Genomic DNA, 12,385 nt, shown 5'->3' with positions numbered 1-12,385 from the left:
TTCAAAAGATCGGCAAATCGGGTATTTGTGTACACGTTGTAGTCACTGAGTTGTTGAGTCGCATCAACGGGTTCTACCCTTCAAACTCAGTGGCTGCAATCCCTCCAGAACTCTCCCCCAAATTTATTCCGGACAGCAGTGCGCGCAGGCGGGAATCCAGCGCACCAACCAGACCCCAACTGGATCACCGCCTGCGCGGGGATGACCTGAGGGTGGGCCACGGCGCACCACTCTGGCTGAGTTGAAACTGGGCCTTCCCGAACAAAAAAGGCGACCCGAAGGCCGCCTTTTTCAGTTACCGCTCGCTCACACGCTGAGCAATACAAAATCATCCTTGGTCACCAGGCATTCCGGGCACATCCAGTCGTCCGGGATATCCTGAAAGCGGGTGCCGGGGGCGATGCCGGACTCTGGATCACCAACGGTTTCGTCGTAGATCCAGCCGCACACCTGACAGACCCATTGCGGCTTGTCACTGCTGGGCAGCGCCGCGATGCTGTCACGGGCGATGGCCTTTTCACGCAACCGGCGCTCGAAGGCCAGACGGCCTTTTTGCTCCAGCTCAAAGGCATCCCACACCCGCTTGGTGACACGCTGCTGACGGTCCGCAGTGGTAGCAAAGCGTTGCACAGCCATACGCCCGAGCGAAACGTGAAACTTCTCGTCCGGGGTGATTTTGGCGAGCACCGCCTGGGTCGCTTCCGGGATACGCGGCACGATGCCTTCGAAGGCATTGATCGCGCCCAACTCGCCGGTGATGTTGTGCGCAGCAATGCGCTCCAGCGTGTCGTCACCGGCGGCGTAAAACTCGCTGACCCAGGCGACCCACTCCGGCTCCGGCTTCCAGCCGTCCATCGAGGCGCCGAGTGACTGCAGGTGCGAAGCCAGCAGCTTGTAGTGCTTGCCCTCATCGGCGACCTGCCGACAAAGGCCGACAAACACCTCGTTTTCAGGCGTATCACGCAGCCAGGAGCCGATGAAACCGGCCGCTTCGCGCTCATACCAGCACTGAAACTGCAGCCATTCGATCAGCTCTTCACGGCTGAGCGGGGCAAAGCCACCAAAGCTCTGTTCCGCCTCCGACAGTGCCTCACGGCGGGCGGTCAGCTCAGCAACCAGTTGCTCATAGAATTGCGTGGAATCCACTGCCGCTGACGCGGCGACGGCCGTCACACCGCCTCCTGCAGCGCATCCGGTGCGCTTTTGAGGTCATGTACGGCGTCATGCCAGGTGCCGGCGCGCAGGCAGCCCACCGCACGCAGACGACGGCTGGCTTCGATGGTTTCGTGGCCGTCGCTGAGCTGCACGGTACCTTCTTCGATACGCAGCACGCTGACCTCGGCGCTGCGACCGACTTTCAGCTCACCATACTCCTCGCCACGCTTGATCGCGGCGGCGGCGTTGACGGTGTTCATGCGGATAACATCAATCAGCGGCACGCCCAGCGCCCAGATCTTCGACATGGTGGTCGACAGCGAGAACACCGGACCGTCGACGTTGAAGACGTTGAGGTCGGTGGAAATGGTATTGGGCATGTAGCCGCGCTCGATCATGCGCCGCGCGGTGCGGAAGTGGAAGTCACCGGCGGAGTGGCCGATATCCAGCAGTACACCACGCTCGTAGGCGTCGATAAACGGCTTGGTCGGCTCGCCCTTGTCGTCCAGCTGGCCACCACCGCCACGGCAGGCGTGGGTGATGATGTCGCCCTTGCGCAGTTGATAAAGCAACTTGTTGGTCTCCAGCACCGGAGTATGCGGGAAGGAGCCGAGGTGGATCATGATCGGCAGGTCCGGCGCGATGGCGTGGGCCGCATCCAGGAAGGGTGAGCGGTCGGGGTTGTCGGTGATGGTGGGGCGCACCTTGAAGCCGACAATCACGTCGCGGTTGGCATCCACTACCGCCTTGGCCGCTTCGATATCGATATTGCGCTCGTCACCGGCGATGCGCAGGTAATGGCAGATGAAGCTCTTATTCGCCAGATAGATCTGCGACGGGTCCATCAGCGCGAACACCTTGGTCTTGGTATCCGGGTGGTCGATGATCGCCTTGCGGGCCAGTTCGATGATGGTGGTGCTGGCGGTGCCGGCATCGACAATCACCGGAACGCCGGAGTCGACGCCCATCAGATCGGTCGGCAGACAGAAGTCGCCCAGACCGGGATAGCAGTGGGTATGAATGTCGATCAGCCCCGGGGTAACCAGATGGCCGCTGACATCGCGCACCTTCGCAGTGGGGTGATTGGCAGCAGCGTTGGCGCCGATTTCTACGATGGTGCCGTCGCGCACCACAACATCAGCTACCGCATCCAGACCTGAAGCAGGGTCAAGCACCCGGCCGCCTTGCAATACCAGATATGCGTTTGACGCAGACATAGTGATTCCTCTTTCACGGATGAGAACCGTACGCCAGGGCGGCGTTATGACAGAGGAGCGTCATCTTGACTCAGGAGTCTGATCCAGGAGGTTCTCTCGGCCCGGAAATTCCCTGCCAGACACTTAGCAGGTTTCGTACCAGTCAGTCGCCGGCAGTGAATTCGCAGCAGACATGCAGGCAAATACCCGCAGCCGTGAGCGATTGAAGTGCAGGAGCGCAGCAACGGGCCGCAATCCGGTGCACGTTTTTGCTGACCAACTGTTCAGGAAATGGAAATAACGGCACTTACGACACATGGCACGGCGCTTGCTGCAGGAGAAATGTTGAATAACTGGTCAGCTATCTACTGCAAGCAAGGAGCAACACATGCGCCACCCCCGCAAGAATCTGAAGTCGTCTGCACTGCTCGGCATGGCCGGCGCGGTGCTTGCCAGCGGTTTGTCCACATCCCTGATGGCGGCCGAGCTGGACGAAGTCGTATTCGGCACCAACTGGTATGCCCAGGCCGAACACGGTGGGTTCTATCAGGCCAAGGCCACCGGCCTGTATGAGAAATACGGTCTGGATGTGTCCATCGAGATGGGCGGTCCACAGGTCAACGGCATGCAACTGCTGGTCTCCGGCAAGCGCGACTTTTCCATGGGCTACGCCGTCGGCGCCGTCAAGGCAGTAGAGCAGGGCATGCCGGTCACAACCGTGGCCGCCGCCTTTCAGGGCGACCCGCAGGCACTGATCGCGCACCCGCACATCACCTCGCTGGAACAAATCAAGGCCGAGGGTCTGCCGGTCTACATCGCTGCTTTTGCCAACACCACCTTCTGGCCCTGGCTGAAGTCCAAGTACGGCTACACCGATGACATGATCCGCCCCTACACCTTCAGCGTCGCGCCCTTCCTTGCAGACACCAATATCGTGCAGCAGGGGTATCTGTCGTCCGAGCCCTTTGCCATGGAGAAGGCGGGTATCAAGCCGTCCGTGTTCCTGCTGGCGGACTACGGCTACCCGGCCTACGCCACTACCATCGAGACCACTGACGGGCTGATCGAGAAAGACCCCGATCTGGTGCGCCGCTTTGTGCAGGCCAGCATGGAAGGCTGGGCCAGCTACTTCAAGGACCCGGCACCGGGTAACGCGCTGATCAAGGAAGCCAACCCGGAAATGACCGACGAGCAGATCGCCTACGGCATCGCCAAGATGCAGGAGTACGGTCTGGTGACCGGCGGCGACGCGGCTACCCGCGGTATCGGCGTGATGACCGACGCACGCTGGGCGAAGATTCACGAGTTCATGTTGGAAGCCGGCCTGGTGGATGCCAGCCTGGATATCCACGACGTGTACAGCCTGGATTACCTGCCCGCCGAACCCGTCCTGCCCTGATTAACCGACCAGCCGGCGGCCCGCCTGCGGGCCGCCCCGGGAGATACCCATGACAAGCTCCAACGTGACGCCGCTCAAGGCCACACCGGTCGATGACAGCGCCGCCGAGCTGGCGCACACCGACAGCAACGGCAACCCGCGGCCAGTGCTGCAGGTTGAAGGCGTAAACAAGATATACACCAACGGTACCATCGCGCTGAAAGGCGCCGACCTGACCATACGCCAGGGCGAATTCGTCAGTCTGCTGGGCCCCTCCGGCTGCGGCAAGAGTACCCTGCTGCGGATCATGGCCGGCCTTGGTGAGGTGACCACCGGCACCGTCAAGTTCTGGGAGCAGGGCTATGACGTGGTTGGCGACAAGGGCCGCAAGCTGGCCTTCGTATTTCAGAACGCCACCCTGATGCCCTGGGCACGGGTGCGCAAGAATGTACGCCTGCCGCTGGATCTGGAACACCAGCGCGGGCCGGAGGTCGAGGCCAAGATCGATGATGCACTCGAGATGGTCGGCCTCAAGGGCTTTGACAACGCCTTCCCGCGCGAGCTGTCAGGTGGCATGCAGATGCGCGCCTCGATTGCCCGCGCCATGGTCACCGAGCCGAACCTGCTGCTGATGGACGAACCCTTCGGCGCGCTCGATGAGATGACCCGCAACAAGCTCAACGACGATGTGCTCAAGCTGTGGCAGAAGAACGGCTGGACCATCGTGTTCGTTACCCACAGTGTCTACGAGGCGGTTTACCTGTCCAGCCGCGTGGTGGTGATGGCTGCCCGCCCGGGCCGCATCGTCGACGACATCCGTATCGATCAACCCTTCCCGCGCAACGCCGACTTCCGCGTTTCGACCGAGTTTGCCGGCTACTGCCGCCAGGTCTCGCAGGCGCTTGAGCGTGCCAGCGCCATGGGCCAGCCACAGGAGATCAAGGCATGAGCACGCCGCTGATCCAGAACGAAAACTTCGTCAAAGTCGCCGCGCCCCTGGGCGTCGGTATCCTGTTTCTGCTGTTCTGGGAAATTGCCGTCCAGGCGCTGGAGATGCCCAAATACATCCTGCCGGGACCGATCGAGATCTTCAAAGCCCTGATCGACGGCTGGCAGCCGCTGCTGGGGGCGCTGTACATCACGTTGAAAGTGACCTTCCTGGCCTTTGTCATCGCGGTGGTGCTGGGCGTGGCCGCCTCCTTGCTGTTTGTACAGAGCAAGTGGATCGAGATGAGCCTGTTTCCCTACGCGGTGCTGATGCAGGTGACGCCGGTGGTAGCGATTGCCCCGCTGATTATCATCTGGGTGGATGACACCACCTGGGCGCTGACCGTCTGCGCGGTGATCATCGCCATCTTCCCGATCATCTCCAACACCACACTGGGGCTGCGCAGCGTCGACCCGAACCTGCTGAGCATGTTCCGCATGTACCGCACCAGCCGTTGGCAGGAACTGGTCCGCCTGCGTATCCCGGGCGCGCTGCCGTACTTTTTTGGTGGCCTGCGCATTAGCTCGGGTCTGGCGCTGATCGGCGCGGTCGTCGCCGAGTTCGTCGCCGGTACCGGCGGTGCCAAGGCCGGGCTGGCGTACATGATCCTGCAGTCGGGCTACAACCTGCAGATTCCGCGGATGTTCGCCGCCCTGCTGCTGATCACCCTGACCGGTATCGCGCTGTTCGCCCTGATGGTCTGGCTGTCCAACCGCGCCCTGCAGAACTGGCACGAAAGCGCCCTCGAAGTGGAGCACTGAGGTGGCCCGGAACGCGACCGCCGGCAGCACCGGCGCTCACAGCTACGCCTTCCGGCTGGGCTATCTGCTGCTGTGCTTCAACGCCATCGGCTGGGGGCTTAATTTCCCGGTTCTCAAACTCGGGCTGGCCTACAGCCCGCCGATGCTGTTCACCTGCCTGCGCATGGCGCTGGGCACGCTGGCGATGTTTGCCATCGCCGCCGCGCTCGGCGTGCTGCGCTTGCCTCGGCGCGCGGATGTGCCGGTGCTGCTGTCAGTCGGGATTATGCAAAACATGGCCTTCATTACCCTGGTCACCCTCGGTGTGCAGTATTTGCCGGCGGGACGGGCGGCGATTCTGGCCTATACCACGCCGATCTGGGTGGTGCCGGCGGCAGCGCTGTTTCTGGGCGAGCGCTTTACCCTGCCGCGCGCCATCGGCGTCGGCCTGGGGCTGGCCGGCCTGCTGACCGTGTTCAATCCGTTGAGCATCGACTGGTCCGATCATGAGGTGTTCATCGGCGGCGGCTTGATCATGCTCGGCACCATACTCTGGACTGCCGGGCTGATTCATGTGCGCCGGCATCACTGGCAGGGCGACGTGCTGTCGCTGATCCCCTGGCAATTGCTGACCTCGGTGTTGGCGCTATTGCCGCTGGCGTTACTGGTAGAAGACCCGGGGCAGATCGACTGGCAGCCGGACTTCATCTGGATGCTGATTTTCAGCGGGGCGATTGCCTCCGGCATCTGCGTTGCGGCGCAGGTGGCAGCGATTCGCTCCCTGCCCGCGGTCAGCCTGTCACTCAGCTCGGCCTCGGTACCGGCAGTCGGCATGCTCTCGGCTGCCTGGTTCCTGCATGAGGTACCCACACCAAGCGACCTGACCGGCTTTGCGCTGATCGCACTGGGCATTCTGATCGTGGGCCTGGCAGATCGCCGCCTTGCCCTGCGCAGCCGCAAGGTCGCCCCGGACCCGTCCGGCTAAGAACGCACGAGACTGGTTCACGCCGCACCAAAAACGCGCGGCGCCCTGGTCAGGAATTCAGGTGCACCGCCGGCCAAGCCCGTGACATAGCACTAAGACCCTGACAACACGGAGTTTTCAGCCAATTTCCGACATTTCCGAAAGCTGGCCCGCAACTTGCTGAATAGAAATAAAACCTGCCCAACTGGTCAGGATAAAAAGCCAAGCACATCACTCTGGAGAATGACTCATGTTGAAAAAAGCGTCCGGCGTTCTGGCGATGGTCATCGCCATGTCTGCCAGCGGGTTCGCCGCTGCAGCCGACAAGGTTACCTACCAACTGGACTGGCTGCCGGGGGGCGACAAGGCTCCGGTCTACGCCGGTATCCAGCAAGGCTTCTTCGCCGACGAAGGGCTGGAAGTCACCGTTGCCAGTGGTCGCGGCTCCACTGATGCCATCACCAAGATCGCCACCGGCCAGGCTGACATCGGCAGCGCCGATATCGGCGCCCTGATGGCCGCCCGCGCGCAGGACACCGTGCCGGTCAGCGCCGTCTACATGATCTTCAACCAGGGCCCGCACGCCTTCTTCGCGCTGTCCGACAGCGGCATCAACAGCTTCACCGACATCGCTGGCAAGAAGGTAGCGACCTCGCCGTTCACCTCCTCCAACGCATTTCTGCCGCTGGTGCTGGAAGCCAACAGCATGCCCGCCGACGCGGTCAGCCTGACCAAATCCGACCCGGGCGCCCTGGGCCCGATGCTGGTCACCGGCAACACCGACGCCATCATCGCCTGGGTCACCAACATTGCGCTGTTCAAGCAGCAGGCTGCGGCCGCCGGCAAGGACATCAACGTGATCCGCTGGTCGGATGCCGGCCTGTCGCTGTACAGCTCCGCTGTTGTTGCTGCAGACAAGTTCCTGACCGAGCGGCCAGACGTTGCCAAGCGCTTCATGCGCGCCTATGACAAGTCCCTGCGCTTCACCCACGAGCACCCGGAACTGGCTGCCGCCGACCTGCACACCATGGTGCCGGAAGTAGACGCCGCGGTTGCCACCGCGCAGATCGCCGACTCCATGCCGCTGACCTTCAACGAGATCAGCGAAGCCGACGGTTTGGGCACCATGACCCCCGAGCGCATCGCCTCCACCTGGGAGTGGGTCGCCAAGGCCAACGAGCTGAGTGTTGACTCGCTGGATCCGGAAACCATCGTCAACCGCGACTTCATGCCTGTAGCGGAGTAACCATGGAGCACACTAGCGAACGCGCTTTCGTGCGGATGTCAGGGGTCGGTCATCGCTATGACCCGCCCCCCGGCAGTCCGATGGCGGTGCAAAACATCGACCTCGACATCAACCGCCACGAGTTTGTGGCGGTCGTAGGCCCCTCCGGCTGCGGCAAGTCCACCTTGCTGCGCATGGTATCGGGTCTGCTGGTTCCAAGCGAAGGCACAGTCAGCGTCTTCGGCAAGCAGGTAGACGGCCCCCGTGACGACGTTGGCATCGTGTTTCAGAAGCCGACCCTGCTGCCGTGGCTGACTGTTCGCAAGAATGTGCTGTTCCCGCTCAAGCACAAGTTTGGTCGCTACTCGTCCCAGGACGAAAAGCGCGCCAACGAACTGCTGGCGATGGCCGGTCTGGAGGCCTTTGCCGACAAGATGCCGGACGAGCTGTCCGGCGGCATGCAGCAGCGGGTCGGCATTGTCCGCGCCCTGCTGCTCAACCCCGATATTCTGCTGATGGACGAACCGTTCTCGGCACTGGATGCAATGACCCGTGAGCAGATTGGCTTCGATCTGCTGAAAATCTGGGACGAAAACCCGAAAACCGTGCTGTTTATCACCCACTCGATCTCCGAGGCGGTGCTGCTCGCCGACCGCGTGCTGGTGATGAGCAAGCGCCCGGGCAGCGTGCTCGATCTGATCGAAGTGGATCTGCCCCGCCCGCGCAGCGCGGACACCATCAAGCAACCCCGTTTCAGTGAGCTGACTGACCGCATAAGGAAACACATCTATGAGCCGGACGCCCACTGACGCCGCCGCGCGTCGCGCGCTGCTGCTGAACCTGTCGCCGTGGCTGTTCTTTGTCGGCCTGATCCTGCTCTGGGAGCTGGTCTGCCGCATCTTCGAGCTGCCGACCTACGTGCTGCCGGCACCGAGCGAAATCGCCAAGGCGTTCTTCGACGTCGAGTTCAGCCGCTGGATGATGCACCTGTGGGCTACCCTGCGGGTGGCGCTGATGGGCTTTGCCCTGTCCATCGTGATCAGCATTCCGCTGGCCATTGCGATGATGCGCTCGGAGTTTCTCTCACGCACCCTGTACCCGATGCTGGTGGTGGTGCAATCCACCCCGGTGGTTGCGGTAGCACCGCTGATCATCGTGATGATGGGCTCGGATGATCCGTCGCGGGTGCTGATCACCTGCCTGCTGACCTTCTTCCCGCTGGTAGTCTCGACCGCGACCGGGATCAACGAGACGCCGGCCGAACTGATCGAACTGAGCCGCTCGCTGGATGCACCGACCCGCCGGGAAACCTGGCAGATCCGCATTCCGTATGCGATCCCGCACATCTTCAGCGGCCTGAAAGTGGCGATCACCCTGGCGATCATCGGTGCGGTGGTGGCGGAGTTCGTCGCCGCAGAAGAGGGGCTGGGCTACTTCATCCAGTTCTCGACCTCGTTCTTCAAGATTCCGCAGGCCTTTGCCGGTCTGTTCTTCCTCGCCATTGTCAGCCTGCTGCTGTTCAAGTCGGTGCAGTGGACGCAACAGATCTTCTTCGCCTGGAGCCTGCCGAAGAAGAAGTGATAACAGCCGGCGGTGCCTGCGCCGCCGGCCTTCAAGCTACAAGCAAGGACACCCCCCCGTGAGTCATACCGAACGCGATATTTATTTTCTGCGTGAAAGCTTCCGGCTGGCTGAAGAAGCCGGCAAACAAGGCATCCACCCGTTCGCGGCCATCCTGGTCGACGCCGACGGTAACGTCCTGATGGAGCAGTTGAACGCCTTTCTGCCCGATCACGACATGACCGGCCACGCCGAGCGGGTGCTGATGACCCGCGCCAATACCACCTACAGCCCCGAGGTGCTGGCCGGCTGCACGATGTACACCAGCGCCGAACCCTGCGCCATGTGCTCCGGCGCGGTGTACTGGGCCGGCGTGGGCCGGGTGGTCTACGGCGCCAGCGAAAAGCGCCTGAAGGACATGACCGGCAACCACCCGGAAAACCCGACGCTGGATCTGCCCTGCCGCACGGTATTCGAGTCCGGCCAGCGCAGCGTCGAGGTGATCGGCCCACTGCTGGAAGAGGAATCCATCCGCGTCCACGAAGACTTCTGGAAAGACTGATTATCGGGGCTACAGGCGACTTGCCCGGCTCATCTGCCACCGCAGCCCCTCTACCTCCCCCTGACCGTTGCCCCTCCGCAGGCTCTGCACCTGTGGCGACGGTCAGGCTTTGTCGAGAGCACGTCCATGACCCTTTGGAAACGCAGTATTCAATGGCAGCTGATCATCAGTATGGGCGCCGCGCTGGGCGTCACCACCCTGATTGTGGTGCTGATCTACTCCTCGGTGCTGCACCAGATGACCGAGCGCTATCTGATCAAGCAAGCATTACCCGCGCAGGTGAGCGCCATTCGCAACGACCTGGAACGCACCCTGGCCGGACCGATTTCGGCGACCGAGGCCATCGCCGGCAACAGCCTGGTGCAGGACTGGCTGGCCTATGGCGAGAACCCGATCCGGATGAGTGCCTTCGCCCGCTATCTGGATGGCGTCAAGCAGCAGCAGAACGCACTCACCACCAGCATCGCCGTCCTGGAAAGCGGCAATTTCTACTCCGAGCAGGGCCAGATTCGGGTGATGAGTCGCGACAACCCGGCAGACAGCTGGTTTTATACATTGGTCGACGGCGACCAGGATCAGGTCGCCTCAATTGACACCGACAAGACCTCTGGCCTGCCGACACTGTTCATCAATCAACGCATCGCCCTCAAGGACAAGACCCTTGGCGTCGCCGGTCTGGGCTACAGCCTGCAGAGCCTGTCGGAGCTGATTGGCGGCTTTCAGTTTGGCGAGCGCGGCGTGGTCTTCCTGATCGGCGCAGATCAACAGGTCAAGGTTCACCCCAACGCCAGCTTCAACGACAGCCGCAGCCTGAGTGACCTGACCAGCGTCGAGGCGGCCAACACACTGACCGCAGGCAGTGAGCCGGTGCGTTTTCAGCGTGACAACGAAGCCTGGCTGGCCAGCGCACAGCCGCTGCAACGCCTCGGCCTGACCCTGGTCAGTCTGGTGCCGGAAGACGAAATCTACGCCGACGCCCGCGCCGCGCTGCTGCGCACCAGCCTGATCGCGGGTGCCGTCGGCCTGCTGGCACTGGCGCTGATGGCCCTGCTGGTGCGCGGCCTGGTGCAACCGCTGCGCCGCGTGTCGCAAGCCCTAGGCGCCATCTCGGCCGGCGGCGGCGACCTGAACGCCCGACTGGACGACAAGCGTGACGACGAACTGGGCGAATTGGCCCGCGGCTTTAACGCCTTCGTCGCCAGTCAACGCCAGTTGATCAGCGATGTACTTATCACCAGTCGTCAGCTGAGCAGCGCCGTCACACAGGTAGCGCAAGTGGTCGATAACACCGCCGAGCGCGCCGTGCGCCAGCATGAGATGACCGATCTGGTCGCCACCGCTGCCCACGAAATGGGGCTGACCGTGCAGGAGATCGCACGCAATGCCAACAGCGCTGCCAACAGCTCAAGCGCCGCGCAGGCCGAAGCGGTCGAGGGCAGAGCCGTGGTTGGCCGCTCAGTCGAGGCGATTGAACGTATGTCCGCCGACATTGGCCGCGCCGCCGACTCAGTGACCGAACTGGCAGACCAGATCACCTCCATCGACCGGGTGCTGACGGTGATTCGCAGCGTTTCCGAGCAGACCAACCTGCTGGCGCTGAATGCCGCCATCGAGGCGGCGCGGGCAGGGGAGTCGGGCCGTGGCTTTGCCGTGGTCGCCGACGAAGTCCGTACCCTGGCCAGCCGCACCCAGGCATCGACCGACGAAATCCAGCAAATGATCGAATCGCTCAAGAGCCGCGCCGAGCAGGCGGTTGGCGCCATGCGCGCCGGCCTGAACGCCACCGCCAGCGGGGTTGAAGCCAGCCGAGAGGCGGGTGAGTCGCTGCAGACCATTGCCGGCCAGGTCGAGCAGATCAGCGACATCAACCACCAGGTCGCCACCGCCACCGAGGAACAGTCCAGCGTCACCGAGGACGTTACCCGCAATGCCCAGGGTATCGCTGACCTGGCGCACGCCACGGCGGATGAAGTACGTGCCTGCCAGGCTGACTGTCAGACGCTGTCCCGGCTGGCGGCCAGTCTGCGTCAGCAGATGGAGCGCTTCCAGTTATAGCAGCATGCGTATCCAGCGCCCTTGCGGGTTACGGTTAAAGGACTGCAACCCACGTTTTAGAGCGGTGCGCGGCGGCAAATTGCCAGCAGCGAGCGGCGCGGCAGAACCTGTTACACTCCGCGCCCCGCGTCACGTTGCTGCACCGCAAGGATCACCATGAAAGCCCCTGATATTGTCATGCAGAGCTACGGCCGTTGCTGCGCGTCTGCTACCTTTTTCGACGACTTCTACCAGCAATTCCTGCAAAGTTCGCCGGAAGTCCGCGCCAAGTTCACCAACACCGATATGCCCGCGCAGAAACTGCTGCTGCGCCAGGGCATCCTCAATCTGGTGCTGTTCTCCCGCGGCCTGCCGCCCACCAAACTGCAGGCGCTGGCCAAATCGCACTCGCGCGAGAACCTCAATATCCAGCCACATCTCTACACCTATTGGGTCGACGCCCTGGTGCGCACCGTAGAGTTGCACGACCGGCAGGCGACACCCGAGGTCAGTTACGCCTGGCGCGATGTGCTGGCCAAGGGCATTGAAGTGATTCAGGCCGGCTATTGAACCGGTGCCGGCC

Annotated in this window: 12 protein-coding genes; 10 read left to right on the top strand and 2 right to left on the bottom strand. The window is 62.6% G+C overall.

The window, feature by feature from the left end:
* Positions 1 to 306: 306 nt before the first annotated feature.
* Together AC13EY_RS01135 and AC13EY_RS01130 are read right to left on the bottom strand one after the other, a co-directional pair.
* The gene (locus AC13EY_RS01135; protein WP_482876557.1) at positions 307 to 1,173 is read right to left on the bottom strand and encodes a rubredoxin; all 867 of its coding nucleotides are present in this window, start codon (positions 1,171 to 1,173) and stop codon (positions 307 to 309) included.
* Entirely contained in the window at positions 1,170 to 2,372 is a 1,203-nt protein-coding gene (locus tag AC13EY_RS01130) for an amidohydrolase/deacetylase family metallohydrolase (protein ID WP_482876555.1), read from the bottom strand. Before AC13EY_RS01130 ends, AC13EY_RS01135 begins: the two co-directional genes overlap by 4 nt.
* Positions 2,373 to 2,739: 367 nt before the next feature.
* On the opposite strand from AC13EY_RS01130, the gene AC13EY_RS01125 reads away from it, so the two are divergent.
* The 10 genes from AC13EY_RS01125 (at position 2,740) to AC13EY_RS01080 (ending at position 12,372) form a co-directional block, all read left to right on the top strand.
* Complete coding sequence (locus tag AC13EY_RS01125) at positions 2,740 to 3,750, top strand: ABC transporter substrate-binding protein (protein WP_088277761.1); 1,011 nt, start codon at positions 2,740 to 2,742, stop codon at positions 3,748 to 3,750.
* A 49-nt stretch (positions 3,751 to 3,799) separates the two neighbouring features.
* Complete coding sequence (locus AC13EY_RS01120; protein WP_482876554.1) at positions 3,800 to 4,678, top strand: ABC transporter ATP-binding protein; 879 nt, start codon at positions 3,800 to 3,802, stop codon at positions 4,676 to 4,678.
* Positions 4,675 to 5,478, top strand: coding sequence for an ABC transporter permease (locus tag AC13EY_RS01115; protein ID WP_088277757.1), 804 nt, complete (start codon positions 4,675 to 4,677; stop codon positions 5,476 to 5,478). The genes AC13EY_RS01120 and AC13EY_RS01115 overlap by 4 nt, the downstream gene beginning before the upstream one ends.
* A 1-nt stretch (position 5,479) precedes the next feature.
* On the top strand, positions 5,480 to 6,442 hold the full coding sequence (locus AC13EY_RS01110; RefSeq protein WP_482876553.1) for a DMT family transporter: 963 nt from the start codon (positions 5,480 to 5,482) through the stop codon (positions 6,440 to 6,442).
* A gap of 229 nt (positions 6,443 to 6,671) precedes the next feature.
* Positions 6,672 to 7,667, top strand: coding sequence for an ABC transporter substrate-binding protein (locus AC13EY_RS01105; protein ID WP_482876552.1), 996 nt, complete (start codon positions 6,672 to 6,674; stop codon positions 7,665 to 7,667).
* A 2-nt stretch (positions 7,668 to 7,669) separates the two neighbouring features.
* On the top strand, positions 7,670 to 8,455 hold the full coding sequence (locus AC13EY_RS01100) for an ABC transporter ATP-binding protein (protein WP_482876550.1): 786 nt from the start codon (positions 7,670 to 7,672) through the stop codon (positions 8,453 to 8,455).
* Positions 8,436 to 9,227: an ABC transporter permease gene (locus AC13EY_RS01095; RefSeq protein ID WP_147811359.1), complete on the top strand. Its 792-nt coding sequence runs from the start codon at positions 8,436 to 8,438 to the stop codon at positions 9,225 to 9,227. The genes AC13EY_RS01100 and AC13EY_RS01095 overlap by 20 nt, the downstream gene beginning before the upstream one ends.
* Positions 9,228 to 9,285: 58 nt before the next feature.
* The gene (locus AC13EY_RS01090) at positions 9,286 to 9,768 is read left to right on the top strand and encodes a nucleoside deaminase (protein ID WP_088277747.1); all 483 of its coding nucleotides are present in this window, start codon (positions 9,286 to 9,288) and stop codon (positions 9,766 to 9,768) included.
* A 126-nt stretch (positions 9,769 to 9,894) separates the two neighbouring features.
* On the top strand, positions 9,895 to 11,823 hold the full coding sequence (locus AC13EY_RS01085) for a methyl-accepting chemotaxis protein (RefSeq protein ID WP_482876547.1): 1,929 nt from the start codon (positions 9,895 to 9,897) through the stop codon (positions 11,821 to 11,823).
* Between the two features lie 156 nt (positions 11,824 to 11,979).
* Positions 11,980 to 12,372, top strand: a complete 393-nt coding sequence (locus AC13EY_RS01080; RefSeq protein ID WP_269688319.1) for a globin — start codon at positions 11,980 to 11,982, stop codon at positions 12,370 to 12,372.
* The last annotated feature ends 13 nt before the right edge of the window (positions 12,373 to 12,385 follow it).

Source organism: Halopseudomonas sp. L-58 (assembly GCF_056859475.1).
Note: the sequence above shows the minus strand (reverse complement) of the source record. Positions and strands in the feature narration are given on the sequence as shown.